Raw genomic sequence first — 26,819 nt, forward strand, 5'->3', positions numbered from 1 at the left:
CAGACTGCCGCGTTTTCTTTTTGCGCGAAGCGCCTCCCGGTAGAATAAAGAGAGCATCATGCCGTTCACCGAACAATACGACGTCGTTGTCGTGGGAGCAGGCCACGCCGGCTGTGAAGCCGCCATGGCCTCTGCGCGCATGGGGCTGCGCACGGCCTTGTTTACGCTCAACCTCGATCTCATTGCGCAGATGTCCTGCAACCCCGCCATCGGCGGCATCGCAAAAGGCCATCTCGTTCGCGAAGTCGACGCCCTCGGCGGCATCATGGGCGAAGTTGCCGACGCGGTGGGCATTCAGTTCCGCCTGCTCAACACCTCGCGCGGACCCGCCGTCTGGTCACCGCGCGCGCAGTGCGACAAGCAGCAGTACCGTGTCAAAATGCGCGAAGTGCTGGAGTCGCAGCCGAACCTCTTCATCAAGCAGGCCGAGGTCATCGACCTTATCTCGGATTCTCATCCTGAGCGAAGCGCACAGCGCGAAGTCGAAGGATCTGCGGTTTCTGAGCTCTGTCCCCTGAGCTCTCAGCCCCGCATTGCAGGGCTGAAGCTGCGCGACGGCCGCACCATCCATGCTCACGCCACCGTCATCACCACCGGAACATTTCTCAACGGCCTCATCCACTGCGGAGAAGAGCAATATCCCGCGGGCCGCAGCGGCGAGCCGCCCGCCATTCTGCTCGGCGAAGCGCTCAAGCGCCTCGGCCTGCGCGGCTGCCGCCTCAAGACCGGAACCCCTCCGCGTCTCGACGGCCGCACCATCGACTGGTCGCGCTTCGAGGAGCAGCCCGGCGACGCCGATCCCACGCCCTTCAGCTTCCGCACGAAGGAGATCCCGCAGCGCCAGATCAGCTGCCACATCGCTTACACCACGCCGGAGACGCTGCGCATCATCCGCGAAAACGTACACCGCTCGCCCATGTACTCCGGGCAGATCGAAGGCATCGGGCCGCGCTACTGCCCGTCCATCGAAGACAAAGTCGTGAAGTTTCCCGACAAATCGCAGCACCAGTTCTTCCTCGAGCCCGAGGGTCTCAACACGCACGAGGTCTACGTCAACGGCATGTCCACCTCGCTGCCCATGGACGTGCAGTGGGAGATCGTGCGCTCTATCCCCGGTCTCGAAAACGCTGAGATGCTGCGCCCCGGCTATGCCATCGAGTACGACGCCATCGACCCCACCGAGCTCGACCGCTCTCTGCGCGTGAAGAAGTTCTCCGGCCTGTATCTTGCCGGACAGATCAACGGCACCTCTGGTTACGAAGAAGCCGCCTGCCAGGGCCTCATGGCCGGCATCAACGCCGCCCGCAGCGTCAACGGCCAGCCTGCATTCACCCTGGACCGCACCGAGGCCTACACCGGCATCCTCATCGACGACCTCATCAGCAAAGGCACCAACGAGCCCTATCGCATGTTCACCTCGCGAGCCGAATTCCGCCTTCATCTGCGCATCGACAACGCCGACCGGCGCCTTACGCCGCATGGCCGGCGCCTCGGCCTCATCACCGATGCCGCATGGTCCGAATACGAGGCGAAGCAGTCCCGCGCCGTCGCGCTTGAAAAGCTGCTCTCGACCAGAAAGGTGAACCCTGAGAAACTCGCGTCTCTGCTTCCTGAAGCGACAGCCCTGGGCAATCTGCAGGGCCAGACATACGCGCAGGTTCTGAAGCGTCCAGAGGTTTCCATCGATCTCCTCTGGCCGGCCATCCGTGAAGATCTCGCCTCGCTCGATGATTCCTCTCTCTTCGATGCGTGGACCAGTCTGCAATGGACCGGAACAATCCCCGACGCGAATGGCGCGAAGCATCTTTCGGCTTCGCTCACGACAGGCTGCCTGGACAGCAAGTCCAGAAACGAATTGAAGTCCGTCGAGACCGAGATCAAATACTCCGGCTATCTCGACCAGCAGCGCAAGGCCATCGACAAGCTCAGGAAGGCTGAGGAACGCAGCATTCCCGCGTGGTTCGACTACACCGCCGTCAGCGGCCTCTCGCGCGAAATGCAGGAGAAGCTTCTGCGCGTGCGCCCCGCCACCATCGGCCAGGCCAGCCGCATCCCCGGCGTCACGCCCGCCGCGCTCTCGCTCATCAACGTCTACATCGGGATTCAGGGCAGGCGTTTCGCTGCAGCATCGAATTAAAATTCGATCGCCGCGGCGCGCGTACACCGCTTGATACTTTCGTGTGCGCATCGCCGATGCTACGGTGAGCAGATGAAACTCCCCTTTGCTTCATTTGCTCTCCTGGCCGCTCTGGCCATGACTCTGCCCGCTTCTGCTCAGAACACTGTGTCCACATACAAAAAGGTAAAGCTGCTCGAAAACACCGCTTCCTCCAAAGCAAATGCCGCCGCATCCATCGAAGGCACGCTCAATCTCGATCCCGATTCAAAGAACGTTCTCTTCATCGTGAACGAGAGCGTGAAAAAGACCATTCCCTACCGCAATATCTCGTCGATCGATTTCTATATGGCGAACGATACGCTGCGCATCCTCTATCGCGATGGAAGCAACGCCGAAGCATATCTCGACATGGATCTGCCGAAACACCTCGAGCCGGAGTTGCTCAAACAGCTCCAGGCACAGACAGGCATTGCCATTCATCTCAGCTAAACGAATCCGCACTGATCCGCCACAACAGCCGCCCTGCATCTACAATGCGTGAGAAGCATTCTCCTTATCCATGCCGGAAGAAGAATCCGCAGCAGCACTCTCCGCGGCTGAATATGCGCCGCCACCGTCCTCGCACCGGCGGTGGCGAATCGCCGTGCTGCTCGGCATCGGTGTGCTCATCAACTTCTTCGACCGCGTCAATCTCTCTGTGTCGCAGGCCGCTCTGCGCGACGCCTTCGGTATCACCGCGCTCACCTTCGGCTTTCTCTCAAGCGCCTATAGCTGGACCTATGCCGCTCTTCAGATCCCCGTCGGCGTCTTCCTCGATCGCTTCGGCGTCAAAAGCATCGGCCGTATCTCCACCTTTCTTTGGAGCCTCGCATCCTTTGCCGCTGCCATCGCCCCCGGCATCGGCACCTTCCTGGGAGCCCGCCTGCTGCTCGGCGTGGGTGAAGCTTCAACCTTTCCCTCGAACGCCAAGGCTGTCGGCTACTGGTTTCCCGAGAGCGAACGCAGCTTCGCGACCTCCATCAACGATGCCGCCGCCAAATTCGCCTCCGCCATCGGCGTGCCCATCCTCGGCGTCCTGCTCATCCACTTCGGCTGGCGCTGGAGCTTCGCCTTCACCGGCATCCTCAGCTTCGCCTACTTCCTGCTCTTCTGGCACGTCTACCGCAATCCCGGCGACGATGCCGAGCTCACCCAGGCCGAGCGCCAGTTCATCCTTCGCGGCAAAGCGCAGCCCGAGAGCGCCACACGCGACTACAACGGCGCGCCGCTGCTTTATCTCATTCGCCAGCCGCAGGTCATCGGAGCCTCGATCGGCTTCGCCGCCTACAACTATGGCTTCTATCTCCTGCTCACCTGGCTGCCCAGCTATCTCTCCATGAGCCTGCACGTCGATCTGCTCCATTCGGTCCTCTACACCAGCGTGCCCTGGCTCATCGCAACCTTTACCGATCTCTTCGTCGGCGGCTGGCTCGTCGACACGCTCATCCGGCGCGGATGCCGTCCCTGGCTCGTTCGCCAGTCCGTGCTCGTCCTTGGCATGGCCTTCGGAGCCGGCCTCTTCGGCGCGGGCTTCGCGCACACCCCAGGCCGGGCGCTCTTCTGGATCAGCCTCTCCATCGGCGGACTCGGCGCCATGGCGCCCGTCGGCTGGTCCATCCCTTCGCTCATCTCTCCGCGCGAAAGCGTGGGCCGCATCGGCGGCATCATGAACTTCGTCACGCAGATCTCTGCCATCTCCGCGCCCATCATCACCGGCTGGTTTGCCCAGCGTCACAACTTCCGCGGAGCCTTCACTGTCGCCGCCGTCGTCCTCGCCATCGGCATCGCCGGCTACGTGCTCTTCCTCGGAAAGATGCGCCTCATCCCCGAGCCCGTTCACGCATCCGTCTCTGGCGCCGACCTCTGATCCGGACCATCCCCGCTCTGTCCCTTCCGCCGCGCGGCCCAAAACACCCCGGCGCCCGCTCCGATCAGCACCGCCGTCGAGATCAGCACCTTCGCCACGGCCAGCGGCTTGTTCGGCTCTTCATCCGGTGGAATCACCGACAGCACAATCGTAAGCATCGTTGTTACAAATCCCATCGCCGCCAGCGGCACGGCTACCTTCGCTCCGCCCGGCACGCGCATCACCTCTGCGCCTGCCGGTTTCTTCTGCAGCCGGATCATCGCCGCAAAGACAAACAGATACGGAATGAAATACGTGATGATCGACATCGCCACCAGCACGTCGTACGCGCCGCGCACCGTCGTTCCCGCCTGCCCCAGCGCGGCAACCACGATCCCCGCGAAGCCGTACACGCCAATCGCCACCCACGGCGTCCGGAAGCGCGGATGAATACTCCCGAAGGCCGCCGGTAAATAGCGATCAATGCCTGCTACAAATGGCAGCCGCGAGGTCGACGAGAGAAACGCTGCCGCGCCGCCCACTGCATTCAGCGCCAGCAGCACCGCCAGAATCGCAATCATCCACGGTACGCCGAGCCGCGTGCAAAGCTGCTCCGCGCCCCGCATAAATCCATCCACGCCGCTCACCGCGCTGCCCGGCAGCGCCACCAGCAGCGACCCCGTCCCCGCAATATAGCCCACCGCCAGCACGCTGCCGCCCGCCAGCAGAGCGCGCGGAATCACCCTCCGCGCATTCTCGATCTCCTCGCCCATAAATGATCCCGCTTCACAGCCGCCGAAGGCAAAGAAGATCGTCGACCAGAAGATCGCATTCTTCAGCGTCAGGTGCGGCACAAGCGTCGTCCGCGTAAATGCGGTCGCCGATCCGAAGCGCATCGCCGACACCGCGGCCAGCACAATCAGAATCGCAATCGGCAGCCAGCTTCCGAACGAGCAGACATTGTTCAGCCGCTTCCCCATGTCGAGGCCGGTGATGTTCAGCACCGTAATCGCCGTCAGCCACAGCACCGCGAAGCCCATGTAAAACACCGGGCTCGCCGACAAATTGTGCCCCCGCGCGCCGGCCGCAAACAAAATCGACCCCGCGCCGAAGTACAGCACCGCCGGAAAATACGGCAGGTTCGACATCCAGTACATCCACGCCGCAATAAAGCCGGAGAAATCCCCGAACGCCTCCCGCGCCCACACATACAATCCGCCTTCCTGGGGATACCGCGACGAAAGCTCCAGCACGCTTGCCGCGAGCGGCAGAAAGAAGCCCACCAGGGCAAACAGCCACACCACCAGTGTGCTCGGCCCCGCCGCTGCCGCCGTGGCGACCCAGCGCACGCTCAGCCCGCTGACGATGTAAAAGAGCGTGAGGTCGCGAAATCGAAGCGCGCGCTTCAGTGTCGGCGGCGTCGCAATCGGTGCGTCAGCCATTGGAGCGCAGCATACCTGAGAAAGACCCCCGTGACGAAGCCTTAACTCGCGCCCATATCCTTCAGCACCGCCATCGCCGCATTCCGCCCGTTGATCCCGATCACGCTGCCGCCCGGGTGCGTGCACGCCCCGCACAGATACACGCCCCTCATCGGCGTTCGCGGCGGCAGCCGGTTCGACCACATATACGGCGGCAGACACTCCCCCTGAAAGATATGTCCGCCCGTCAGCCCCACCTTCTTTTCGATATCCGGAGGCCCCAGCACCTGCGCATCGATCACCGCATCGTCGATATTCGAGCAGAACCGCGCCAGTGAGTTCAGCGCCAGAAAGCGCACCTCGTTTCGCCGCTCGTCCCAGCTTCCCTTCGCAAACGCATACGGAACATACTGCGCAAACACGCTCATCGTATGCCGGCCGTCAGGAACCACGCTGCGATCGTGCACGCTCTGGAAGTACAGCTCGCACCACAACGCCTCAGCCAGCTCTCCCTGCCGCGCCGCCGCATATCCGGCCTTCCATTCATGCTTCGTCAGCGGTGCATTGATCTGCCCATAGTGGTGCGGCTCATCCGTGCCCTGCCGCGCCGTAAAATTCGGCAGCTCGCGCAGCAGCACGTTCAGCTTTACCGTGCACCCTTTTATCGGAATCCCTTCGACGCGCCCTCGCCACGCCTCATCGGCCGCATCGCCCAGCAGCCGCAGCGTCACGCGCGGATCGGCATTTGAAATCACCACGAGCGCAGGGATGCGCTCGCCGCCCTCCAGCACCACACCCTCTCCCGGTTCAATCCCTGCCACAGCCACGCCCGACGCCACCATCGCGCCCGCCTCGCACGCCGCATCGCAGAAGTAGAACGAGACCATCCCCATCCCGCCCTCCACGTAGCCCCACATCCCCGGCATGCCTCCCAGCCTGCCCGAAGCGTGGTGAAAGCGGATCGACGCCGTGCCCGCGTCAAACGGACTCGCATTCGTCCCGATCACTCCCTGGCCCAGCAGCGCCACCTGCAGCCGTTCGTCCTCGAGGTACCGCTCCACATACTCCGCCATCGACCAGTCGAAGAGCAGGTGCTTCGCTTCCTCATCGTTTCCCAGCCGCGCCTCGATCTCCTCCCGTGCCGGAGCCTCGCCGATCCACATATCTCCGGGCTTCCCGCCTGGGACATCGCCGCTGCCCCCCGGCCGCAGCGCATCGCGCAGCCGCCGCATCACCGCGCTCATCGCGCGCCAGCCCTTCACGTCCCCGGGCGCGAACCGTCGAATCTCCTCTTCGCACCGCTCGTCGTCATCCCACAGCTGGACGCTCGATCCATCGAGGAACGGCACAAAAAGCCCATTCACCGCCGGGGTCCACCGGAAGCCCCTCGCCGGCAGCTCCAGCTCCTCCACCACCAGCGGATGCAGCAGCCCCGCCAGATACGCGCACGGCGACATCCTCACGCCCGGATACCGTTCCGGAAACGGCTCCTCGATCGTGCATGCTCCGCCCACGCGCGTCCGGCTCTCCAGCACCAGAACCCGCTTCCCCGCCCGCGCCAGATACGCCGCGCATGCCAGGCCGTTGTGCCCCGCGCCCACTACAATCGCGTCCCAGCGCCGCTGCGCCATTTCTTTTACCGGAAGCGGAAGGCCGATCTCTCCCAGAATCGCCGCCGTGGGCGAGGCAGTTGTACGCACCAACGAGGAATCCTCCAGAGGCCGTATTCTATCCCGTCATCCCTGCATCACACCGCGCTTCCGTCCCCGGTCACCCATCCCCGGTCAGCGCAAAGCGCTCGCGAATCTCATAGCGCGATCCCTCCGGCAGCGGCAGCGACTCATACAGCAGAAACTCATTTGCCGTGAATCCCCCGAAGACTGCCTTCGCCCTTCCGCGCATCGCCGTCTTCAGCGGAGCCAGTGGTCCCGCGCCGCTTCTGCCGCGGCTGCGCGCCAGCGTGATATGCGGTGCATACGCTCGGCCCTCCGGCAAAAATCCGCAGTGCTGCGTCTCAGCCGTAATCCGCTGCTGCAGCGCCAGCAGCTCGGCCGTCACTACAACCCCGGCAAAAAACACTCCTGCCCGGTCGAAGAATCCTGTGCCATCCATCGCCACCGGCACCGGTGCCGCCTGCACTCCCCGCAGCCGTTCCGTCACGCACGCATACTGCGCTTCTTCTGTTCTGCCCAGAAACTGCAGCGTGATATGCCATGTGGCCGGTGCCGACCAGCGCAGATCACGCGCCACCGGAGCCAGCCTCTCGACCAGCCGCAGCAGCTCTCCCGCGATCTCCTCCGGAATAGCGATACCGAGAAACAGCCGCATCGTGATTCACAGCATACGATGCGCATCTCTTCCCGGCCGCGCACAACCTGCCTCAAATCCATGAACGAATTTGGGGAAGCGAATTTGGCATCGCATCATCGATTGAGCGATGATGTTGCCCTATGCCAATCATTCGCCGGCGTGACTTCATACGGGGAGCGCTCGCCGTCCCCGTCGCTGCCTGTTTTCCCTGGAAGAACGCTGCCGCTGAACCGAAGCGCACCATCCTCTTCGCCGGCACCCAGACCTCCGGCACCAGCAAAGGCATCTACGCATATCACTGGAACGCCGCGCAGGGCGAGCCCGTTCTCGCCGGCCTCGCCGCCGAATCGAATAATCCGACCTTCCTCGCCATCGATCCCGCGCGCAAATTTCTCTACGCCGCCAACGAGCTCAATCAGTTCGAAGGCCAGCGCAGCGGAGCCGTCAGCAGCTTCGCCATCGACCTCGCCACCGCAAAGCTGAAGCCGCTCAACCAGATCACCGCTCTTGGCCCCGGCACCTGCCACGTCTCCACCGATCACGAAGGCCGCTCCGTCTTCTGCGCCAACTACACCGGAGGCAGCGCCTCGTCCTTCTACGTCTACCCCGACGGCCAGCTCAGCCAGGCCGTCTCGCACTTCCAGTACACCGGTCACGGGCCGAACCCGCAGCGGCAGGAGGCGCCCCACGCGCACCGCACCACGCCCTCGCCCGATAATCGCTTTCTGCTCGTGAACGACCTCGGCCTCGACTGCATCCACATCTACCATCTCAATCAGACCAGCGCCCGCCTCACCCCCAATACCCCGGCGCAGTGGAACGCCACACCCGGCTCCGGCCCGCGCGCCCTGCGCTTTCACCCGGGCGGCCGCTGGGCTTACTGCGTGCACGAGCTCTCGAACGAAGTCGAAGCGCTCGTCTGGAACGCCCAGGCCGGCACCCTCAAATCGCTCCAGAAAGTCAAACTCGTCTCCGACGATTACAGCGGTCCCGCCGGCGCCGGATCGGAAGTGGTCATCACCCGCGACGGCGCCTTCGCCTATGCCGCCAGCCGCTTCGCCGACGTCATCACCAGCTTCTCCGTCAACCGCAAAACAGGGCTTCTCACCGTGCTCGGACGCACCACCTGCGGCGGCAAGGTGCCGCGCCACATTGCGCTCGACCCCTCGGAGAAGTGGCTGCTCGCAGCCAATCAGGAATCGGACAACATCGCCGTCTTCGCCCGCGACGAAAAGGCAGGCACACTCGCCGGCAGCGGAAAGAGCTTCCCGCTCTCTCGTCCGCAGTGCCTCGTCTTTGCCTGAGGCTGCGCCGCACCCGCTTCGCGTCCATTCCTGATCCGGAAGAAAAAAGGCGGAGGCTCTTGCCCCCGCCTTTCTCGTATCCCTCCAGGCACAGCAATGGATTGCCACCCGGTAAAAGTGTTCTACGCCGGAACCAGCCGCGGGTCAGCCGCCGCAACTGCCCGCGCCTTCTTCTGCTTTTCATGCCCCAGCGTGACCAGCTCCCACGCCGAGCGGTCCTTCAGCAGCCGCGACACCAGCGCCGTGTGCATCGCATGCCCCGCTCGCTCTGCCACCACATGCCCCAGAATGTGGTGCCCGGCCAGCGCCAGATCGCCGATCAGGTCCAGCACCTTGTGCCGTACAAACTCGTCGCTGAAGCGCAGCGCGCCGTTCTGCACGCCGTCGCGGGTAAGAATGATTGCACTCTCCTCCGACACACCGCGGATCAGCCCCATATCGCGCAGCTTCTGCTCGTCTTCCTTAAAGCCGAAGGTCCGCGCTGGAGCAATCTCCCGGTCGTACCGCCGCGCCGCCAGGTCCGTTACAAAGCCCTGTGCGCCGATCGGCGCCGGAAAATCGATCTTATACGAGATCGAATACCCCTCACCCGGATAAAGGCCGATGAACTTGTCGCCCTCCCGCACTTCGACCGCCTTGCGCACCCGCAGATACTCGCGCCGCCGCCGCTGCGTCTTCAGGCCCATGCGCCGAAAGGCCTGCACATAGGGCAAGGCGCTCCCATCCAGAATCGGCAGCTCCAGGTTGTCCAGCTCGACCACCACATTGTCCACGCCCATCCCGATCAGTGCCGAAAGCAGGTGCTCGGTCGTCGAGATCAGCACTCCCTGCCGCATCAGGCTCGTGGCATAGCTCACCTTGGCCACATTGCGGCCCGTCGCGGGTATCTCGAAGTTGTCCAGATCGGAACGCCGGAAGACAATCCCCGAACCGGCAGGCGCAGGCAACAGCCGCATGCGAACCGGTGCGCCGCTGTGAAGCCCCACTCCTGTAAATTCAATTTCGGTCGAAACAGTCTGTTCCAGATGCAGTACGTCAGCCAATCAGTATTTCCTCGTCTCAGGGCATAGACTACTCTTGAAAGAGAAAAGTTTTACTGTTGTATATTTGCCACAGTTCATGCCCGAACCGGCACAGTAACCGCCCGGATACCCTTTCCGCATGTCTCTTATAATCAACTAGTTATAAAATCCTGCGATTCCATATCATATCGTGGGATGCGAATCCGGAAAGCATTCGGCTTTGCCCTTCCGTGCCACAGCGTTCCGGTTTCCTGTGTCACATTTTGATACGGCCGTCCTCTTCCCTGCACTACCAGAGTGTGCAGCCGCGTTCAGGGGAGCAGACACCTCGAAGGAACCTCTCGAAGAAGAGCCTTCAGATCCTCTTCGGCACGCATCCGGGACGAAAGCACGTGCACGTGTGACGGAAATATTGGAACCTTTTCCTGCTGAATAACGATCCAATTGGTATCTGCCGCACGCATGCAGAACCTGACAAGATACGCCACAACGGCTGAAGAGAGCGCGACTCCGGCCATAAACCTGGGTTCGATTCGGTAAGCGCTGTCATGGCATGACAGTGGAAATCAGGCCCGCCGTAAAAACTCCGCTCCGGCATCCAATAAAGGTGTGGGCGCCGGAAGAAATGCACGAACCATTCGGTTTGCACGTCTAAGAACTGTCCCGAACGGCACTCTTCGAAAATTACGATGAGTGCGGAGAGAGGATGCAATGTTGAAGCTTGTAGAGTTGGCTCTGCTCGCCGTGTCGATCCTTATCATCTTTGGCCTGGTTGCCGCATCGCCGCATGAGGTGCCGCCCTCCGAGGTCGATCCCATCGGCGCGCGCAAATCCGAAAGCCAGTAAACGCTCAGCGCGCCACCAGCCTGCGCTGCAGGCCCATGCGTGCCTGCATTCCTTCCAGCATATTCACCACTAAAGCCAGCGGCAGTCCCATCACATTGAAGTAGCAGCCGTGAATCCGCGGAATCCACCGCGCCGCATATCCCTGAATCCCATAGGCTCCCGCCTTGTCATTCGGCTCGCCCGTGGCGATGTACGCGGCAATCTCTGCATCCGAGAGCGTGTTCACCGTCACATACGTCACCTCGGCGGCAATCTCTTCCGCAACATCCGACAACAGACAGACCCCGGTCACCACCTCATGCGTCGCTCCGGAGAGCAGCCGCAGCATCCGTGCCGCATCGGCCTCATCGGCAGGCTTGCCCAGAATCTCTCCGTTCGGCGCCACCACCGCCGTATCCGCCCCCAGCACCAGCAGCGCATCTTCCTCGGCATCGCCCTCAGACTGCGCCGTATACACCGCCCGTGCCTTCTCCCGCGCCACGCGCGTCACATAAGCAACAGGCGATTCACCGGAGCGAACATCCTCCGGAATGGAAGACGGCAGAACCCGGAAATTGAGACCAATCTGCGCCAGCAGCTCCCTGCGGCGCGGCGATGCGGAGGCAAGAACGAGCATAAGGAGAATTATTTCAAATCGATCGTTAAATGATTTGACGTGGATATATACAATGTATATACGTTGGCTGAAATGGAAATTCGCTTTCTTTATCAGGGACAGCACTTCATCTGGAACGCAGAGAAAGCGGCAACCAATCTGTTGAAGCATGGCATTTCATGCCAGACGGCCTGTGAGATCTTCTTCGATCCCTTCGTCCGCCTCACGGAGGCCGACGATTCCGGAGAAAAGCGTGCTGCTGCTCTGGGACTGGCCGAGGACTGGAGCCTGCTTTTCGTTGTTCATCTGTTGCGGGAAGAAGATTCCATCCGCATCATCTCTGCCCGGCAGGCCACATCCCATGAAAGGAAAGCGTATGAAGAAGGCGAGTGAAAGGATTCAGCAGCGGCTCCGCAAGGACCGTCCCATGAGCACCATCAGCATCCGCATTCCCGAGGATGTGGTCGACGATCTGAAAGAGATTGCGCCCGCGCTGGGCTTTTCCGGTTATCAGCCGCTGATCCGCGCCTACATTGGACAGGGCCTGAGAAAAGATCTGGCCAGGCTGGAAAACCCGCAGACACAGGCGCTGGCGGAAAGCCTGCGCAAACATGGCGTCGCCGACAAAATCATTGCGGAGATCATCGCCGAAACCCGGCTGCGGTCGGCATAACCCGCAGAAAACCAAAGAGCCAGGCTCATCGCCAGGCTCTTCAGCATTTCTAATCGCTAATCCCTGATGGCTAATCCCTGATCCCTGCTTAGTACCGGTAGTGATCCGGCTTGTACGGGCCTTCCTGTGCCACGCCCAGATACTCAGCCTGCTTCGGGGTCAGCGTCGTCAGCTTCACGCCGATCTTTTCGAGGTGCAGCCGCGCCACTTCCTCGTCCAGCTTCTTCGGCAGCGTGTAGACATCGACCTTGTACGTGTCCTTGTTCGCCCACAGATCGATCTGCGCCAGCGTCTGGTTCGCAAAGCTGTTGCTCATCACGAAGCTCGGGTGTCCCGTCGCGCAGCCCAGGTTCACCAGCCGCCCTTCCGCCAGCACAAAAATGCTGTTGCCGGTCGGGAAGGTGTACTGATCCACCTGCGGCTTGATGTTGAGCTTCTTCACATCCTTCGCCTCGTTCAGCAGATCCATCTGAATCTCGTTGTCGAAGTGGCCGATATTGCAGACGATCGCCTGATCCTTCATCGCCTTCATGTGCTCGAAGGTGATGATGTCCAGGTTGCCGGTGCAGGTCACGTAGATGTCGCCGCGGCCCAGCGTATCTTCAAGGGTCGTGACTTCAAAGCCTTCCATCGCCGCCTGCAGCGCGTTGATCGGATCGATCTCCGTCACGATCACGCGTGCGCCCATGCCGCGCAGCGAGTGCGCCGAGCCCTTGCCCACGTCGCCATAGCCGCAGATGACGGCGACTTTGCCCGCAACCATCACGTCGGTCGCGCGCTTGATGCCGTCCGCCAGCGATTCGCGGCAGCCATATAGATTGTCGAACTTCGACTTGGTTACCGAATCGTTCACGTTGATCGCCGGAATCAGCAGCTTGCCCTGCTCCTTCATCTTATAGAGCCGGTGTACGCCCGTCGTGGTCTCCTCGGAAACCCCGCGCCACTCCTTCGCCACGTTGTGCCAGTGCTGCGGATCTTCGGCATGCACTTTCTTCAGCAGGTCCTTGATCACCTGCTCTTCGTGGTTCGACGAAGGCGTGTTGACCCATCCATCGCCCTCTTCCAGCTCATAGCCCTTGTGGATCAGCAGCGTCACATCGCCGCCATCGTCCACCACCAGCTGCGGACCTTTGTTGCCGGCATGGGTCAGCGCCTTGTAGGTGCAGTCCCAGTACTCTTCGAGCGTCTCGCCCTTCCATGCGAAAACCGGTACCCCGGCGGCGGCAATGGCGGCAGCGGCGTGGTCCTGCGTCGAGAAAATGTTGCAGCTCGCCCAGCGCACGTCGGCTCCGAGATCGACCAGCGTCTCGATCAGCACGGCGGTCTGAATCGTCATGTGCAGCGATCCGGTCACGCGCACGCCAGCCAGCGGCTTCTCGGCGGCATATTTGCGGCGGATCGACATCAGGCCGGGCATCTCATGCTCGGCAATCGAAATCTCTTTGCGGCCCCAGTCGGCCAGCGACATGTCAGCTACCTTGTAGTCGGCAGCGGTGCGTTCGAGCGTTGCAGTTGCCATCGGTCAAAACCTCATCCTGAAATCTCATATCGTCTCATCACGATATGTTGATATATATTCATATCACACCCGATGGCCTCGATTGTCAAAATTCTGCGCGTTCTCGCCGACCCCCTCCGCCTGCGCGCCCTCCTCCTGCTCGAGCGCGAGGAGCTGTCGGTAGCGGAGTTGCAGGAGATCCTCTCGACCGGCCAAAGCACCATCTCCATGCACCTCTCGCAGCTCCGCCAGGCTGGACTCGTCGCCGACCGTCGCACCGGCAAAAACAACCTCTACAGCCTGAAGCGCGAGAACGGCTCTGAAACAAATGGCTCTGCCGTCCTCACCCAGCTTCTTCATCAGGCCGCCGGCGAGATCCCCGAAGCCCGCCACGATCAGGCCGCTCTCAGGCTCATCCTCGAAAAGCGCCAGGACCGCATGCGCAGCTTCTTCGATGAAATGGCCGGGCGCTTCGGCCGCACCTACATGCCGGGAAAATCCTGGAAGGGTGTCGCCGAGGCTCTGCTGCAGCTCATGCCGCCGCTCATCATCGCCGACCTTGGCGCGGGAGAAGGAGCCTTCTCGCTGCTGCTCGCACAGCGCGCGCAGCAGGTCATCGCCATCGACAGCTCCCGCAAAATGGTCGAGTACGGCACAAAGCAGGCCGCACGCGAGGGCGTAGCAAACCTCGAGTACCGCCTCGGCGATCTCGAAGATGTGCCCATCGCCGACGCCTCCGTCGACGTCTCCTTCTTCAGCCAGTCCCTGCACCACGCGCTGCATCCCGGCCGCGCCCTCGCCGAAGCCTTCCGCATTCTCAAACCCGATGGCCGCATCCTCGTGCTCGATCTGGTGAAACATAAATTCGAAGAAGCCCGCGAGCTCTATGCCGACCAGTGGCTCGGCTTCAGCGAAGTCGAGCTCAGAGCCGCCCTCGAAGCCTCCGGCTTCCGCGACATACAGACCTCCATCGTCCACCGCGAAGCCGAAGCCCCCTACTTCCAGACACTGCTCGCCGCCGGTAAGAAAGCCCCGCCCGTTTCGCTCTAGGCCATCCCTTCTTTCTCCTGCGCAAAATCGTTGCCCGGCTCGAAATGTCACCTCTCTGACAATCCCGGCCGCGACGGGTTACAGCTAAGCTGTGGGAGCCGAAATGAAACCTCTGATCTTTGCTCTCTGTGCCGTCTTTGCATCCGGCGGGTTATACGCGCAAACAACTGTCTGGCAGCCATCGCCGGGACACACGCAAATCCCGATCTGGCCCGGAGCGGCTCCCGATCCACAACCTGTCAAAGGGCCGGAGATGATGGAGCCGTCGGGCAAATCGTTTCTTGTAGCCGGCAGGCAGGTAGTGGGCGTGAGCAACGTCACGCAGCCCACCATGACCCTCTATTCGCCGAAAAGCGGAAACACCGGCGCCGCCGTCATCGTCTTTCCCGGCGGCGGCTATCAGATTCTGGCCATGGATCTCGAAGGTACGGAAGTCTGTGACTGGCTGACCGCTCGGGGCATCGCCTGTGTGCTGCTCAAATACCGCGTGACCGATACAGGGCCCTATCCGAAGTCAGGACCTTACCCCGAATCGCCAATGGCCCTCGAAGATGCGCAGAGGACGATCGGTCTGGTGCGTCTCCACGCGGCAGAGTGGCACATCGACCCGCACAGGATCGGAGTGCTCGGGTTTTCGGCAGGGGGTCACCTGGTGGCGGCCATCAGCAACCACTTTGACAAGCGTTTATATGCGCCCGTCGACGCTGCCGACCAGCAAAGCTGCCGTCCGGATTTCGCAGTAGCCATTTATCCGGGCCATCTCTCCCTGTCCGCGGCAAGGTGGGATGCCAGGCAGGGCGCGAAAAAGTTTACGCTTCCTCGTCCCGGGCATCCGTCCATCACGGATGCAGAACTTGCGCTGAATCCCGATCTCCACATCACCCGACAGACACCGCCCACATTTCTGCTGCAGGCCGAAGACGACCACGAGGACAGCGTGTACGATTCGCTGTCGTATTACATCGCTCTCGAGCGGGCTGGCGTTGCCGCGGAGATGCACCTGTATGCGCATGGCGGCCACGCCTTCGGCCTTCGTCAGACGAAGTTTCCCATCACAGGCTGGCCTCGTCTTGTTGAGACGTGGCTGAGAACGATCGGAATGATCTCGAAATAACCTTCCTTCGCCCTTATTCATATCCGCAGGATTTTCCTCTTGAACATATAAGTATTTGCTTATATATTTATCCCATGCTTCCCGCCGCCGAGATCTTTCGCACACTGGCAGATCCCACACGCGTCGCCATTTACGATTGCATCGCGCGTCAGGAGATGACCGTCTCGGAGATCAAAGGCCGCTTCCCCGTATCGCAGCCTGCCATCTCGCAGCATCTGGCCATTCTGCGGCGGGCCGGTCTTGCCTCCGAGCGGCGCGCCGGCAGGCACGTCCACTACCGCGCCGATCCGGCCGGATTAAAGCCCATGATCCGGTGGCTCGAATATCACCAGGCCTTCTGGCACGAGCGCATGCCGCGCCTGAAAGCCGTTCTCAAGGAGATGAAGGATGAATGAGAGCACTCCCGTAAACGAGAAAGCGTCTATTGTCGTCGACTACGAGCTGCCCGACCCGCCCGCAAAGGTCTGGCGCGCGCTCACTGAGCCCGATCTGCTCGCGGCATGGCTCATGCCCAACAACATCCACGCAGAAGTCGGCCACCAGTTCAACTTTCATGCGCCGGCCGTTCCCGGCTGGGACGGCACCGTCTATTGCGAAATCCTCGAAGTCGCCCTGCAGCAGCGTCTCGTCTATCGGTGGCAGGGCGGAGCAAAAAAGCTGGAAGGGTACGGCCACGAGCTCGACACCATCGTCACCTGGACGCTCACACCCGCAGCAAACGGCGGCACGCAACTGCATCTCGAACATGCCGGCTTCGATCCGGAGAGCTACGCCTACAAAGTGATGGGCCAGGGATGGCGCGGAAAGGTGGCCACGCGCATCTCCGAAGTCCTCGCAGCCGCTGCGCACTAACCACCTGGAGCTGGGGGGGACGGTGACTGGAGCTGACGGGACGGTGAAACCACCACCGTCCCCCGGCATTCTCTGAAGCAGAGTTGCGGCTATGCCCTCAGCGCCTCACCCTGGCAGGATGGGTGACCGCACTGGCATGCGATCTCCACCGTGCCTTTGGTCGCTTCACAGTGAGGGCTGCAGAACTTCGATTTATCCGTGGGAATACAACTGCAGGTCGGGTTTGCACATTTCTTTGCATCACTCATAAAAATCTTCTCCTTCTTCGATATGCAATCTCTCGTTCCATGCCGAATCAGGCATACCCACGGTGAGATGCAGGATCGAAGAAAGCCGCTGTGGCCTCTCGCAAATCAGTCCGCGCCGCATCTCACTCACTGAGGAGCGCCGCATGAAAAGCCGTCTGATCGCAGAAGAAAAAACTCAGACCTGGATTCTTGTCTTCGACGCCGGCGACGAGGTCGCTTCCACGCTGAAAAAGTTTGCCGAAGAGCATCACCTTGCGGGAAGCAGCTTCAAGGCGGTCGGCGCGCTCTCCGGAGTAAAAGTCGGCTGGTTCAATCGCGAAACTAAAAAGTACGAAACCTCTGCCGATTTAAAAGAACAGGTCGAGCTCCTGTCCCTCATCGGCGATATCGCGCTCACCCCCGACGGCAAACCGCAGGTCCATGCGCACATCGTCGTCGGCAAACGCGACGGCACCGCCCACGGCGGCCATCTGCTTGAAGCGCATGTCTGGCCGACGCTCGAGCTGGTCCTTACCGAAACCCCGGCTCATCTGCGCAAACAGCACGACCCGGAATCCGGTCTCGCGCTCATCCGGATCGAAGACTGATCCGGTCTGACCAGTCAGACTCTCGCTATGCCATCCTGTTCAGAAACTGACGCGCCGTCACGATCTGGACATTCTGCCATTCCGCAGGGAAATGCTTTACGTTTTCAGTGATCCCCCCCGGCGGCGAAGCCGCGTACGCCTGGACGGCCAGTCCTCAGTCTTCGGACGCCTGTCCCTCCCGCACCACCAGCCCCGTCCGCGGTCCATCCGCCGTGCATACACCCCACGCCATCCGCGGCGTATTGTGCGCAATCCCATACCGCCCATCGGGAGCCAGCAGAATGATTCCGCCATGCCCGCCCAGCCGCTTGTACAGATACGCAATCGCATCCGGAGCCACCTGCTCCGGCGCGTGCCCCATCTGCACCCGGTCTGTCGCCCACTTGCCCAGCACCAGCTTCATCATCGGCTCGCCCCACCCTGTCAGCGAGACCGCCGCGCTGGCATTGTCCGCATAGCAGCCGCAGCCGATCAGTGACGAATCCCCCACGCGCCCCGGGTCCTTGTTCAGCGTCCCCCCCGTCGAGGTGCCTGCCGCGATCCGTCCCTGCTCATCGAGCGCCACCGCGCCCACCGTATCGTGCGAATCGAACTTCGGACCGGATTGCGGATCATACGGCACCGCCGTCTCCGGCGATTTGTCATCTCCGGCAAAGGTCAGGTCCGGCAATCCCGCGCGCTCCTTCGCCTGCGCCTCGGCCAGCCGCTCGCGCTCGCGCTCCAGCACCAGCTCCGCATTCTCGATCAGCGTCATTCCATGCGCCTCGGCAAAGGCCTCCGCTCCCTGAGCGACAAAGTACACATGCGGACTCTCGTCCATCACCAGCCGCGCCGCCTGGATCGGGTTCCGGATCCGCTCCACGCACGCCACGCCGCCCGCGCGCATCGCCGCTCCATCCATCAGCAGCGCGTCCAGCTGCACCCGCCCGTCGCGCGTCAGAAAACTCCCGCGTCCCGCGTCGAAGGTCGGATCGTCTTCAAGCGAGCTCACCGCCGCCTCCACCGCATCCACCGCCGAGCCGCCCTTTTCGAGCAGCCGGTAGCCATCCTGCAGCGCATTGAAGACGCCCTGCTCGTGCGCCTCCTGCATATCATCGGGAATGGCCCACGCGCCGCCGTGCACCAGAAGAATGGGAGAACGTTTCGTCGTCATAACGATTCACGCAGAACGCTCGATTATACGAGGCAGATTTCCACCCATCCAGCCTCTGCCTCATACGCATATTGTCCGGAAGAAACAGCCTCACAGACGCCCTTTTCCGCTAAGCACCCCGCAACCAGGCCGTCGCATGGCCTGGTGCTCCGCATGCTGAATTGACCAGTTTTGAGCCACACTCCCACAAAAGAACTCTCTTCCGCGGTCACCGGCGTACTTCGCTCCCGGAGCCCCGTAATCCGGAGCCGTAATCTCGCGCAAAGTGGGCTGTATCCCTCATCATCGGAAAGAAGTGCAGAGACCATGAGCCACGATCTTCAGAAAACTTCGCCCGCCGAGCCCATCCACGTCAGCAGCCGCTTTCGGCTCACCCTCGAAGACACCATCCGCCGTCTCGAGGCCGGTGCCGCTTACGATGAGCGCGCCCTTTCGAGGCTCCTCCATCCCGATCACCGCCGCCGTCAGCGCCTTCTGATCCGGGGCCAGCTCGAACGCGCCTTCAGTCTGCGTCAGCTCCTCGACCGCACCGTCATCCGCCACCGCGCCGCCTGAGTCCGCCAAAGCGCAAAAGAAAAAGGCGGAAGCCTCTCGCTTCCGCCCTCTGTTCCACCTGCATTGTATTTTTAGTGCCCTCCGTGCTCCTCATGCGGAGCCTCGGACCTTGGCTGTGGACGCGGCTGCTGTGGCCTCGCCTCAGGACGCTGCTGCGGACGCGCCTGCGGCGCAGGACGAGATTGCTGCTGCGGTCTCGCCTCCGGTCGGGGAGTCGCCTGCGGACGCGGCTGTACCGGCCGTGCCTCGGGCCTCGGCTGAGGACGCGTCTCCGGCCGTGCCGCCGGTGCCGGTCTCTGCTGCGGAACCGGGCGAGCCGTATTCTGCGGCCGCTGCACATTTGCCGGACGATTCGGCTGGACATGCGGAGCCGGTCTGGCCTCCGGTCTCTGCACCGGTTGCGGCCTCGTCTCCGGTCTCGCCGGCGTAACCGGCCGGCCCGGCTGAGGGCGAGCCCCAGGCTCAGGTCTGTTCCCGGGCTGTGGCCGTGCCCCGGGCTGTGGACGATTTCCAGGCTGCGGCCGTGCTCCAGGCTGCGCGCGGTTCACCGGCTGAGGATGAAAATCGCTCGCCCGCGCCGCCGGTGCCGTCCTGCCTCCATTGATTGGCCGGGTCTCGGCAAAGGTCTGCGGCCGTCCATGATTCACGTTCGCAAACTGCGCCCGGTTCTGCATCGCCGTGTGGACGACCTCTCTCTGCGCGGGAATCGCCCCAAAATGCCGCTCCCGTCCCGCCGCTATCTGCTGCGGAGTCGCCCGGTAATTCAGCCCGCCGCGTCCGCCGTTGTAGCTCACGCGGGTGTTGTTGATCACCGTCACGTTGTGAACATAGACATTCTTCACAATCGTCACATTCACGCGTGTGATCGAGCGGTTGTAGAAGAAGGAGCCGCGGTTCCAGTAACCGCCCTCATATCCCACGCCGCCATAGCCGAAGCCGTAATTCACCCCGCCATAAAAGCCGATGTGCGCCCCCCAGTAGCCGTGATGCCACAGGTAGCGGCTGCCCACAAACCCCCAGTAGCCCGGCGTCCATAGTGCGCCCACATACGGCGAGAGCACCCAGCTTCCCGGAACCCAGTAATAGCCCGTCGGCGCCCAGTACCAGTAGCCCGGCGTCCACATGTAGTCGGGCCCCGGGCACTCCGGCTGCTCATACTGCGGCAGCGGAGGCGGAGCCTCCTGAGCGTAAACTTCCTGCTCATCGGAATCGTCCTCGTACTGTCCGCCGTCGGAAGAGTAACTCGCCGGCGCAGCGCTTACCGGAGCCGGGCTCTCGTTATAGGCCGGCTGCGAGCTGGCCTCTTCAGGCGCTGACGCGGCGGCCGGAGCCGGCTGCGCTGCCGTCGACGCCGCAGGCTGATCCGCCGGCGGCGCCGGTGGGTTTTGCGATGTATCGGCTGCTGTATCGGCCGTATCGGCTGTATTGTCCGCCGGGGTTGTATTGCTCGCCGGAGCCAGGTTGGCCGCAGCAGGATCGCTCGAATCCGGCTGAGCCTGTTGCGCACCCTGCGCGTTACTGCTGCCGTGGCAGCCTGTCGCGCCCAGAACAAGCGCCAGCGCTATCGCCTGCGCACAACCGGAAATTGCTGTCTTTCTCATAGAACTCTCCGGCGAAATGAGATGCAGAATCCGGTGTCCATTCTGCCTGAGACAGCCGGAAATATCTGCTGCTTTTGCATTTAACGGCTTTCAGAGTAACCGGATGAATAGAAATTAACAAATCTGATATTGCCTCTTCAGATATGCGGGGAGTACCGTCCTGTTCCACAGCGCGAATCCCGGTACTATTCCCCGTTCTTTTTACCGCTCAGAAATGGTGTGTCCGCCGAAGCGTGACTGAATCCCATATCAAAACCTGCATTCAGGAGACAAAGATGAAGTCTCTGGTCGCATCCCCTCAGGTTTTCGCCCGCAGCGGTGTACTGTCCTCATCCGTTCCTCTCAGGCTTCAGCTCTTCCGCCTCATCGGCAAACAGACCTGGATACCCCGCGGTCAGGACTGGATGCTGCGAAAGATCTGGGATCCCGACTCCGGACAAAGTTATCCCTTCGAAGTCGACTTCTTCGGCATGCGCTATCCCGGCGACTTGTCCCAGCTCATCGACTGGCGCGTCTTCGCCTACGGATGTCATGCCTCGGCCGAGCTGACTCTGCTGAAGGAGCTCGCCACCGACCTGCGCGGAAAAAAGAAGCGGCTCTGCTTTTACGACATCGGCGCCAACCTGGGCCACCACACACTCTTCATGGCCGGCTGTGCCGATCAGGTCATCGCCTTTGAGCCCTTTGCGCCACTGCAGGAACGAATCTGCGAGAAGCTCCGGCTCAACGCCCTGACGAATGTTCTGCTGATCCCCTGCGCGCTCGGCGAAGAAGACAGCACGCAGCGTTACTGGCCGGGCGGCGGAGCCAACTCCGGCTCCGGCACGTTCCTTCCCGAAGAGATCGGCACCTATACCGAGCCCGTCGAAATCCGCGTCCGGAACGGAGACCATCTCTGCTCCGAGATGGGCCTTCCCCCCGTCGATCTCATCAAAATGGATGTCGAAGGCTTCGAGCCGCTGGTGCTGCACGGACTGGCGGATACGATTCGTCGCGACCGGCCGCCCATTCTGATGGAGATATGTGATCGGGCCAGAGCCGGCTTTGGCTCGGAAGAGGACTTCCGAAGCCTTTTCTGGGAGGATGCCGTTTTCGCCGAGGTCACTGGACGCAGTGGCTGCAGCTATCACCTGAAGCCCCTCCACTATGCAACAGCGGGAGAGCTTCTCGCCGTTCCGCCCGAGATGGGAGACTTCGTCCGGAGCCGCCTCGCCGCCTGACCTGTTGCCCGGCGGGCACACCGAAGCAGACCGCTCTTACGAAGCCAGTCGGTCCTTACGACGCCTGGATGTGAATGCCGCACTCCAGTTTGTGGCCGCCCCAGCGCCCCGAGCGCGGATCGTTCGGGTCCGAAGGCAGGCTGGTGCACGGCGCGCAGCCGATGCTGGTGTAACCGCGATCGTAGAGCGGAAGCAGCGGAATCTCATGCGCCTGCGCGTAATACCACACATCGCGCGTCGTCCACTCCGTCAGCGGATTCAGCTTGACGATCTTCTGCCCGCCCGGCAGCGTAAAATCCTCCGCCGTCTGCAGCTCCGCGCGCGACTTTGACTGCTGGCGGCGCAGTCCTGTGATCCACGTGCCGTAACCCGCCAGCGCCCCGAACAGCGGACCCACCTTGCGTAGCGCGCAGCAGCGGTCCGGAGCCGTCTGGTTCAGAATCCCGAACTGCGACTCCTGCTCGGCAACCGTCAGCTCCGGCAGCACGTTGATAAGGTTCAGGCCCCACTCTGAGGCCATGCGGTCGCGATACTCCAGCGTCTCGGGAAAGTGATAGCCCGTCTCGAGAAACAGCACCGGAAGCTCCGGCAGAATCTGCCGCACCATGTGCAGCACCACAATGTCTTCCGCCTGAAAGCTGCTCGTCACGCAGGGATTCTCCGCTTCCGCAAGCTGTTCACGGAGAAACTGCTGTGCCTCGGCGGCGCGGCCTTCCACTTCCTGCTCAATGCTCGAAGTACTCACAGCAAATCCCCTTTCAGATCGGCGAGAACGCCGCTCGCAGCCAGCGCCGTCACAATCGATGCGGCCGACGCCAGACCACCGGCTTCGCTCTCCGCCGGCGTAATCTCATGCCCATGCTCGAAGACGCGCAGCGATACAGCCTCCGCCGCGTCACTCTCCGCCAGCACAATCGCTCCGGCATGCGCCAGCGGCAGCAGCGCTTCACGGCTGGCCACCCGCGTCCTCACTACCAGTGCGCCCGCTGCCAGCAGCCGTTCTTCGAGCGTCTCCGCCATCTCCCGGCGATCGCCCACCACCACCAGCGCGCCGGTGTGCGACAGCATGCCTGCCTCGTCCTCCTGCGCCACGCGGATCATCCCCGCGCCCGCCGTCGCATTGTCCACCGGGTCGATGAGGATAAAGCTGCCCGTCATGCGGTTCTCGCGATACGCATCGGCGATCAGCGGCCTGCTGGTCTCGATCACCACCTCGCCGATCGCATTCAGATCCAGCTGATCCGTCCCGCGCCGCTCCAGGTGCTCCACATCGATCCGCGAGCGAATCTCGATGACGCGTGCCTTTACCGTCTGCGCCGTATGCTTCAGCAGATACGTTCTGCCCGCGCGCAGCGGCGTGCCGTGCATCCACACCACCGTCGCCTCGATCCGGCTGGCGCGGTGCGGAGACGCATCCACTGCGGCGATCAGATCGCCACGGCTGATGTCCACTTCCGTCTCCAGCGTCAGCGTCACCGACTGCGGAGCCTGCGCCGAGGCCAGATCTCCGTCAAAGGTGCTGATCGTGCGCACGCGGCTGCGAATCCCCGAAGGCAGCGCCACAATCTCATCGCCCGGCCGAATGCTTCCCCCCGCGATCTGTCCCGCAAAGCCGCGAAACTCCTGGTTGGGGCGAATCACCCGCTGCACCGGCAGCCGGAAGCCGGCCTGCGCCTGCTGCATCGCCTGCGGTGCGGACTCCAGAAATTCGAGCAGGCTCGGGCCGTCATACCATGGCGCGCGCGTGCTGCGGTGAACGACGTTGTCGCCGTCCAGCGCGCTCACCGGAATGCAGTGCAGATGCGGAATCTCCAGCTGCGCCGCAAGCGCCAGCAGATCCTGCTTGTGACGGCGAAAGACCTCTTCGGAAAACTCCACCAGGTCCATCTTGTTCACCGCCGCCACCACCACCGGAATCCCCAGCAGCGCGGCGATGCACGCATGGCGGCGTGTCTGGTCCAGAATGCCCTTGCGCGCATCCACCAGCACGATGGCCACATCGGCGGTCGAGGCTCCCGTCGCCATGTTCCGCGTGTACTGCTCGTGGCCCGGCGTATCCGCAATGATGAACTTGCGCTTCGCCGTCGAGAAGTAGCGGTACGCCACATCGATCGTGATGCCCTGCTCCCGCTCCGCCCGCAGACCATCGGTAAGCTGCGCAAAGTCGATCACCGAATCCCGCGTCACCGCGCGGACATTGTCCTCGTACACGCTCCGCGAGTCATAGAGCAGCCGTCCGATCAGCGTGGACTTGCCGTCATCGACGCTGCCCGCCGTGCTGAACCGCAGCAGATCCTTTTCGCGGTCCGCCGCCAGCAGCTCTTCCGCATGCATCTGCGCCGCATCCACCGTCTCCTTCACCGGAATATCGAGCAGCGCCATCAGAAATACCCCTCGCGTTTCTTGATCTCCATCGAGCCGTCCTGATCATGATCGATCACGCGATTGGCCCGCTCGGAGTTCCGCATCGCCGCCAGCTCCGCAATGATCTTCGGCAGCGTGTCGGCCTCCGAGCGAATCGCCCCCGTGCACGGACTGCACCCCAGCGAGCGCAGACGGCACTTCACCCACTGCTCCTCGCCCGGCAGTCCCTTCACAAACGGCTGCTCCACCGGAATCAGGCTCTCGCCGCGCACCAGCATGCGGCGCTCCTTTGCAAAATACAACGGCACAATCGGAATGTTTTCGAGATGGATGTAGTGCCAGATGTCCATCTCCGTCCAGTTCGACAGCGGAAAGACGCGGATGCTCTCGCCCGGCCCGATGCGCCCGTTGAAGAGGTTCCACAGTTCCGGACGCTGGTTCTTCGGGTCCCACTGCCCTGCGCTGTCGCGGAACGAATAGATCCGCTCCTTCGCGCGCGACTTCTCCTCGTCGCGCCGCGCGCCGCCAAAGGCCGCGTCGAAGCCGTGCGCCCGCAGCGCGTCGAGCAGCGCCTGCGTCTTCAGATAGCCGCAGCACCGCTGTGTTCCCAGCTCGATCGGGTTCGCGCCCTTTGCAATCGCGTCTTCATTCCGCCACACAATCAGCTTCAGTCCCAGCTCCGCCGTATAGCGATCGCGGAATTCCAGCATCTCGTGGAACTTGAAGCCCGTATCGACATGCAGCAGAGGAAACGGAATCGGCCCCGGATGAAACGCCTTCTGCGCCAGCCGCAGCATCACCGACGAGTCCTTGCCGATCGAATAAAGCATCGCCGGCTTCTGAAACTCCGACGCCACCTCGCGAAGAATATGTATGCTTTCCGCTTCCAGAAGCTGCAGATGGCTCAGCCTCTGCTGCGTGATCTCTTCCGGTGCAGACACCATTGTCGTCATAAGAAAACCTCAGTCTGTGCGGCGTCGTTCTCCGCCGCAGGCAGCGCCGTTCCGGCCAGCGCGGCATCGCTCACCGCGCGCAGCGCCTCTCCGGCAAGCAGTATGTTCGGCGCCGGTCCGGGAACCACCTGTCCCAGCTCTGCCAGCGTCGTGCGCTGAATCTGTTGGTCCGGCTGCGCCGCGTGCGAGATCACCACGCACGGCAGATCCGCCGGCAGCCCCTCGCCGCGAAGCTGCCCCGCAATCGCGTGCAGATCACGCCCCGGCATGTAAATTACCCGCGTCGCGCCGTTCGTCGAAGCAGGCAGCTCCGAAGAGCCCGGCGCATGATGCCCCGAGGTGAAGGTCACGCTCGAAGCCGCCCGCCGGTCCGTCAGCGAGGTCTTCAGCGCCGCGGCCGCCGCAAACGCCGCCGTAATCCCCGGCACAATCTCGAACTCGATGCCCGCCGTCGTCAGCGCGTCCATCTCTTCCCCGGCGCGCCCAAACACCAGCGGATCGCCGCTCTTCAGCCGCACCACCGAGAGGCCTCTGCGCGCAAACTCCACCAGCTTCGCATTGATCTGCTCCTGCGTGACATTCTTGTGCCCGCAGCGCTTGCCCACATTCATGATCAGCGCCTGTTCCTGCGCATGCTCCAGCACTGCCGCCGGCACCAGATCGTCGTGCAGCACCACATCGGCGGCCATCATCAGGCGCACGGCCTTCAGCGTCAGCAGCTCCGGATCGCCCGGACCCGCTCCCACCAGATACACTCTTCCTGGCTGAGGCGTCGTCATGCGTGCACCTCTTTCTGCAGTCCCGGTTTCTGCAGTCCTGATTTCTGCAGCTCCGGCGCCTGCCTGGCCAGTTTCCGCGTCGGGCACTCTTCCGCCTCGCAAAGCTGCCGCTGCGCCAGGGTATGCAGAAGCTGCTTTCTCTCCTCGCCCGCCGGATGCGCGGCCAGCACCTCGCGCCGCAGACCGCCCAGTTGCTCCAGCCACGGACCCAGGTCCGCCGGAAGCTGCGCGTCGATCTCCCGCCGCAGCTGCTGCGCAAACGCCGGACTCTCGCCCGCCGTCGAGATCGCAATCTGCAGATCGCCCCGCGAAACAATCGACGGGAAATAGAAATCGCAGTGCGGCGGATCGTCCACCGCATTGCATAAGACCCCGCGCTCCACCGCATCGCGGTAGACCGCCTGATTCACCGCCGCCTCATCGGTCGCGGCAACCACAAGGAACACGCCCGCCAGATCACCGAAGACATAATCGCGGCGGTGCCAGACAATCCTTCCCGCCCCGGCATGTGCAGCCACCTCCGGCAGCGCCTCCGGAGACACCACCGTCACCTTCGCCCCCGCCGTCAGCAGGCTTTCGATTTTGCTCTGCGCAATATTTCCCGCGCCCACAACCAGACACGGCCGCTCACTGAGCTTCAGGAAAACTGGAAAGAGACCCATCCCTCTAC

General features: G+C 62.5%; 27 protein-coding genes. 14 read left to right on the top strand and 13 right to left on the bottom strand.

Going from position 1 to position 26,819, the window contains the following annotated elements:
• The first annotated feature begins 58 nt into the window (after positions 1-58).
• The 3 genes from mnmG to D0Y96_RS12080 all read left to right on the top strand — a co-directional run bounded on the left by mnmG (position 59) and on the right by D0Y96_RS12080 (position 4,025).
• A complete protein-coding gene (mnmG, locus tag D0Y96_RS12070; RefSeq protein WP_117300206.1) occupies positions 59-2,137 on the top strand; it encodes a tRNA uridine-5-carboxymethylaminomethyl(34) synthesis enzyme MnmG in 2,079 nt (692 codons plus the stop codon).
• Between the two features lie 147 nt (positions 2,138-2,284).
• Entirely contained in the window at positions 2,285-2,608 is a 324-nt protein-coding gene (locus D0Y96_RS12075) for a hypothetical protein (RefSeq protein ID WP_147325041.1), read from the top strand.
• Between the two features lie 70 nt (positions 2,609-2,678).
• Positions 2,679-4,025 (top strand): MFS transporter, encoded by a 1,347-nt coding sequence (locus tag D0Y96_RS12080; RefSeq protein WP_117300210.1) that lies wholly within the window; start codon positions 2,679-2,681, stop codon positions 4,023-4,025.
• Here D0Y96_RS12080 and D0Y96_RS12085 read toward each other — a convergent pair.
• From D0Y96_RS12085 to thpR, 3 genes are all read right to left on the bottom strand, one after another.
• On the bottom strand, positions 3,995-5,446 hold the full coding sequence (locus tag D0Y96_RS12085) for an APC family permease (RefSeq protein ID WP_117300212.1): 1,452 nt from the start codon (positions 5,444-5,446) through the stop codon (positions 3,995-3,997). The genes D0Y96_RS12080 and D0Y96_RS12085 overlap by 31 nt on opposite strands.
• A gap of 41 nt (positions 5,447-5,487) precedes the next feature.
• Positions 5,488-7,125: a phytoene desaturase family protein gene (locus D0Y96_RS12090; RefSeq protein ID WP_350449081.1), complete on the bottom strand. Its 1,638-nt coding sequence runs from the start codon at positions 7,123-7,125 to the stop codon at positions 5,488-5,490.
• Positions 7,126-7,195: 70 nt separating this feature from the next.
• On the bottom strand, positions 7,196-7,753 hold the full coding sequence (gene thpR, locus D0Y96_RS12095; RefSeq protein WP_117300214.1) for an RNA 2',3'-cyclic phosphodiesterase: 558 nt from the start codon (positions 7,751-7,753) through the stop codon (positions 7,196-7,198).
• Positions 7,754-7,875: 122 nt separating this feature from the next.
• Between thpR and D0Y96_RS12100 the strand changes: the two genes are divergently transcribed.
• The gene (locus D0Y96_RS12100; protein ID WP_117300216.1) at positions 7,876-9,039 is read left to right on the top strand and encodes a lactonase family protein; all 1,164 of its coding nucleotides are present in this window, start codon (positions 7,876-7,878) and stop codon (positions 9,037-9,039) included.
• Positions 9,040-9,161: 122 nt separating this feature from the next.
• Here D0Y96_RS12100 and lpxC read toward each other — a convergent pair whose 3' ends face one another.
• Complete coding sequence (lpxC, locus tag D0Y96_RS12105; RefSeq protein WP_117300218.1) at positions 9,162-10,082, bottom strand: UDP-3-O-acyl-N-acetylglucosamine deacetylase; 921 nt, start codon at positions 10,080-10,082, stop codon at positions 9,162-9,164.
• A gap of 690 nt (positions 10,083-10,772) precedes the next feature.
• Between lpxC and D0Y96_RS20600 the strand changes: the two genes are divergently transcribed.
• The gene (locus tag D0Y96_RS20600) at positions 10,773-10,907 is read left to right on the top strand and encodes a hypothetical protein (RefSeq protein WP_286676412.1); all 135 of its coding nucleotides are present in this window, start codon (positions 10,773-10,775) and stop codon (positions 10,905-10,907) included.
• 4 nt (positions 10,908-10,911) lie between these two features.
• Here the strand turns inward: D0Y96_RS20600 and D0Y96_RS12110 are convergent, their stop codons facing one another.
• Positions 10,912-11,523, bottom strand: coding sequence for a Maf family protein (locus D0Y96_RS12110; protein WP_117300220.1), 612 nt, complete (start codon positions 11,521-11,523; stop codon positions 10,912-10,914).
• Between the two features lie 72 nt (positions 11,524-11,595).
• Here D0Y96_RS12110 and D0Y96_RS12115 point away from each other — a divergent pair, with 72 nt between their 5' ends.
• Both D0Y96_RS12115 and D0Y96_RS12120 read left to right on the top strand, forming a co-directional pair.
• Positions 11,596-11,895, top strand: coding sequence for a BrnT family toxin (locus tag D0Y96_RS12115; RefSeq protein WP_117301021.1), 300 nt, complete (start codon positions 11,596-11,598; stop codon positions 11,893-11,895).
• Positions 11,879-12,175: a hypothetical protein gene (locus D0Y96_RS12120; protein ID WP_117300222.1), complete on the top strand. Its 297-nt coding sequence runs from the start codon at positions 11,879-11,881 to the stop codon at positions 12,173-12,175. Before D0Y96_RS12115 ends, D0Y96_RS12120 begins: the two co-directional genes overlap by 17 nt.
• Positions 12,176-12,263: 88 nt before the next feature.
• On the opposite strand, the gene ahcY is transcribed toward D0Y96_RS12120, so the two are convergent.
• A complete protein-coding gene (ahcY, locus tag D0Y96_RS12125; RefSeq protein ID WP_117300224.1) occupies positions 12,264-13,694 on the bottom strand; it encodes an adenosylhomocysteinase in 1,431 nt (476 codons plus the stop codon).
• A 72-nt stretch (positions 13,695-13,766) separates the two neighbouring features.
• On the opposite strand from ahcY, the gene D0Y96_RS12130 reads away from it, so the two are divergent.
• The 5 genes from D0Y96_RS12130 to D0Y96_RS12150 all read left to right on the top strand — a co-directional run bounded on the left by D0Y96_RS12130 (position 13,767) and on the right by D0Y96_RS12150 (position 17,524).
• A complete protein-coding gene (locus D0Y96_RS12130) occupies positions 13,767-14,723 on the top strand; it encodes a metalloregulator ArsR/SmtB family transcription factor (RefSeq protein ID WP_117300226.1) in 957 nt (318 codons plus the stop codon).
• Positions 14,724-14,826: 103 nt separating this feature from the next.
• Positions 14,827-15,837 (top strand): alpha/beta hydrolase, encoded by a 1,011-nt coding sequence (locus D0Y96_RS12135; protein WP_117300228.1) that lies wholly within the window; start codon positions 14,827-14,829, stop codon positions 15,835-15,837.
• A gap of 74 nt (positions 15,838-15,911) precedes the next feature.
• Complete coding sequence (locus tag D0Y96_RS12140) at positions 15,912-16,232, top strand: ArsR/SmtB family transcription factor (RefSeq protein WP_117300229.1); 321 nt, start codon at positions 15,912-15,914, stop codon at positions 16,230-16,232.
• The gene (locus tag D0Y96_RS12145; RefSeq protein WP_117300231.1) at positions 16,225-16,689 is read left to right on the top strand and encodes an SRPBCC family protein; all 465 of its coding nucleotides are present in this window, start codon (positions 16,225-16,227) and stop codon (positions 16,687-16,689) included. Before D0Y96_RS12140 ends, D0Y96_RS12145 begins: the two co-directional genes overlap by 8 nt.
• A 391-nt stretch (positions 16,690-17,080) precedes the next feature.
• Positions 17,081-17,524 carry a PPC domain-containing DNA-binding protein gene (locus tag D0Y96_RS12150; protein ID WP_117300233.1) on the top strand — a complete coding sequence of 148 codons (444 nt, stop codon included), beginning with the start codon at positions 17,081-17,083 and terminating at the stop codon, positions 17,522-17,524.
• 154 nt (positions 17,525-17,678) lie between these two features.
• On the opposite strand, the gene D0Y96_RS12155 is transcribed toward D0Y96_RS12150, so the two are convergent.
• Positions 17,679-18,677, bottom strand: a complete 999-nt coding sequence (locus D0Y96_RS12155; RefSeq protein WP_117300235.1) for an isoaspartyl peptidase/L-asparaginase — start codon at positions 18,675-18,677, stop codon at positions 17,679-17,681.
• 306 nt (positions 18,678-18,983) lie between these two features.
• Here D0Y96_RS12155 and D0Y96_RS12160 point away from each other — a divergent pair, with 306 nt between their 5' ends.
• Complete coding sequence (locus D0Y96_RS12160; RefSeq protein WP_147325042.1) at positions 18,984-19,232, top strand: hypothetical protein; 249 nt, start codon at positions 18,984-18,986, stop codon at positions 19,230-19,232.
• A 71-nt stretch (positions 19,233-19,303) separates the two neighbouring features.
• Here D0Y96_RS12160 and D0Y96_RS12165 read toward each other — a convergent pair whose 3' ends face one another.
• A complete protein-coding gene (locus D0Y96_RS12165) occupies positions 19,304-20,833 on the bottom strand; it encodes a YXWGXW repeat-containing protein (RefSeq protein ID WP_117300239.1) in 1,530 nt (509 codons plus the stop codon).
• A gap of 275 nt (positions 20,834-21,108) precedes the next feature.
• Between D0Y96_RS12165 and D0Y96_RS12170 the strand changes: the two genes are divergently transcribed.
• Positions 21,109-22,053 carry an FkbM family methyltransferase gene (locus tag D0Y96_RS12170; protein WP_158562366.1) on the top strand — a complete coding sequence of 315 codons (945 nt, stop codon included), beginning with the start codon at positions 21,109-21,111 and terminating at the stop codon, positions 22,051-22,053.
• A gap of 55 nt (positions 22,054-22,108) precedes the next feature.
• Here D0Y96_RS12170 and D0Y96_RS12175 read toward each other — a convergent pair whose 3' ends face one another.
• From D0Y96_RS12175 to D0Y96_RS12195, 5 genes are read right to left on the bottom strand one after another with little or no spacing between them, the layout of a single operon-like run.
• Positions 22,109-22,798, bottom strand: coding sequence for a phosphoadenylyl-sulfate reductase (locus D0Y96_RS12175; RefSeq protein WP_117300242.1), 690 nt, complete (start codon positions 22,796-22,798; stop codon positions 22,109-22,111).
• Positions 22,795-24,435: a sulfate adenylyltransferase subunit CysN gene (cysN, locus tag D0Y96_RS12180; RefSeq protein ID WP_117300244.1), complete on the bottom strand. Its 1,641-nt coding sequence runs from the start codon at positions 24,433-24,435 to the stop codon at positions 22,795-22,797. Before cysN ends, D0Y96_RS12175 begins: the two co-directional genes overlap by 4 nt.
• Positions 24,435-25,370 carry a sulfate adenylyltransferase subunit CysD gene (gene cysD / locus D0Y96_RS12185; protein WP_117300246.1) on the bottom strand — a complete coding sequence of 312 codons (936 nt, stop codon included), beginning with the start codon at positions 25,368-25,370 and terminating at the stop codon, positions 24,435-24,437. Before cysD ends, cysN begins: the two co-directional genes overlap by 1 nt.
• Positions 25,367-26,149: a uroporphyrinogen-III C-methyltransferase gene (cobA, locus tag D0Y96_RS12190; RefSeq protein WP_117300248.1), complete on the bottom strand. Its 783-nt coding sequence runs from the start codon at positions 26,147-26,149 to the stop codon at positions 25,367-25,369. The genes cysD and cobA overlap by 4 nt, the downstream gene beginning before the upstream one ends.
• Positions 26,146-26,811 carry a precorrin-2 dehydrogenase/sirohydrochlorin ferrochelatase family protein gene (locus D0Y96_RS12195; RefSeq protein ID WP_117300250.1) on the bottom strand — a complete coding sequence of 222 codons (666 nt, stop codon included), beginning with the start codon at positions 26,809-26,811 and terminating at the stop codon, positions 26,146-26,148. Before D0Y96_RS12195 ends, cobA begins: the two co-directional genes overlap by 4 nt.
• Between the last annotated feature and the right edge of the window lie 8 nt (positions 26,812-26,819).

The organism is Paracidobacterium acidisoli (assembly GCF_003428625.2).
Taxonomy (GTDB): domain Bacteria; phylum Acidobacteriota; class Terriglobia; order Terriglobales; family Acidobacteriaceae; genus Paracidobacterium; species Paracidobacterium acidisoli.

Coding starts and splice junctions, on each gene's coding strand:
- mnmG (WP_117300206.1), top strand. CDS start 59: ATGCCGTTCACCGAACAATACGACGTCGTTGTCGTGGGAGCAGGCCAC.
- D0Y96_RS12080 (WP_117300210.1), top strand. CDS start 2,679: ATGCCGGAAGAAGAATCCGCAGCAGCACTCTCCGCGGCTGAATATGCG.
- D0Y96_RS12085 (WP_117300212.1), bottom strand. CDS start 5,446: ATGGCTGACGCACCGATTGCGACGCCGCCGACACTGAAGCGCGCGCTT.
- thpR (WP_117300214.1), bottom strand. CDS start 7,753: ATGCGGCTGTTTCTCGGTATCGCTATTCCGGAGGAGATCGCGGGAGAG.
- D0Y96_RS12100 (WP_117300216.1), top strand. CDS start 7,876: ATGCCAATCATTCGCCGGCGTGACTTCATACGGGGAGCGCTCGCCGTC.
- D0Y96_RS20600 (WP_286676412.1), top strand. CDS start 10,773: ATGTTGAAGCTTGTAGAGTTGGCTCTGCTCGCCGTGTCGATCCTTATC.
- D0Y96_RS12110 (WP_117300220.1), bottom strand. CDS start 11,523: ATGCTCGTTCTTGCCTCCGCATCGCCGCGCCGCAGGGAGCTGCTGGCG.
- D0Y96_RS12115 (WP_117301021.1), top strand. CDS start 11,596: ATGGAAATTCGCTTTCTTTATCAGGGACAGCACTTCATCTGGAACGCA.
- D0Y96_RS12120 (WP_117300222.1), top strand. CDS start 11,879: ATGAAGAAGGCGAGTGAAAGGATTCAGCAGCGGCTCCGCAAGGACCGT.
- ahcY (WP_117300224.1), bottom strand. CDS start 13,694: ATGGCAACTGCAACGCTCGAACGCACCGCTGCCGACTACAAGGTAGCT.
- D0Y96_RS12130 (WP_117300226.1), top strand. CDS start 13,767: ATGGCCTCGATTGTCAAAATTCTGCGCGTTCTCGCCGACCCCCTCCGC.
- D0Y96_RS12135 (WP_117300228.1), top strand. CDS start 14,827: ATGAAACCTCTGATCTTTGCTCTCTGTGCCGTCTTTGCATCCGGCGGG.
- D0Y96_RS12140 (WP_117300229.1), top strand. CDS start 15,912: ATGCTTCCCGCCGCCGAGATCTTTCGCACACTGGCAGATCCCACACGC.
- D0Y96_RS12145 (WP_117300231.1), top strand. CDS start 16,225: ATGAATGAGAGCACTCCCGTAAACGAGAAAGCGTCTATTGTCGTCGAC.
- D0Y96_RS12150 (WP_117300233.1), top strand. CDS start 17,081: ATGAAAAGCCGTCTGATCGCAGAAGAAAAAACTCAGACCTGGATTCTT.
- D0Y96_RS12155 (WP_117300235.1), bottom strand. CDS start 18,677: ATGACGACGAAACGTTCTCCCATTCTTCTGGTGCACGGCGGCGCGTGG.
- D0Y96_RS12160 (WP_147325042.1), top strand. CDS start 18,984: ATGAGCCACGATCTTCAGAAAACTTCGCCCGCCGAGCCCATCCACGTC.
- D0Y96_RS12165 (WP_117300239.1), bottom strand. CDS start 20,833: ATGAGAAAGACAGCAATTTCCGGTTGTGCGCAGGCGATAGCGCTGGCG.
- D0Y96_RS12170 (WP_158562366.1), top strand. CDS start 21,109: ATGAAGTCTCTGGTCGCATCCCCTCAGGTTTTCGCCCGCAGCGGTGTA.
- cysN (WP_117300244.1), bottom strand. CDS start 24,435: ATGGCGCTGCTCGATATTCCGGTGAAGGAGACGGTGGATGCGGCGCAG.
- cysD (WP_117300246.1), bottom strand. CDS start 25,370: ATGACGACAATGGTGTCTGCACCGGAAGAGATCACGCAGCAGAGGCTG.
- cobA (WP_117300248.1), bottom strand. CDS start 26,149: ATGACGACGCCTCAGCCAGGAAGAGTGTATCTGGTGGGAGCGGGTCCG.
- D0Y96_RS12195 (WP_117300250.1), bottom strand. CDS start 26,811: ATGGGTCTCTTTCCAGTTTTCCTGAAGCTCAGTGAGCGGCCGTGTCTG.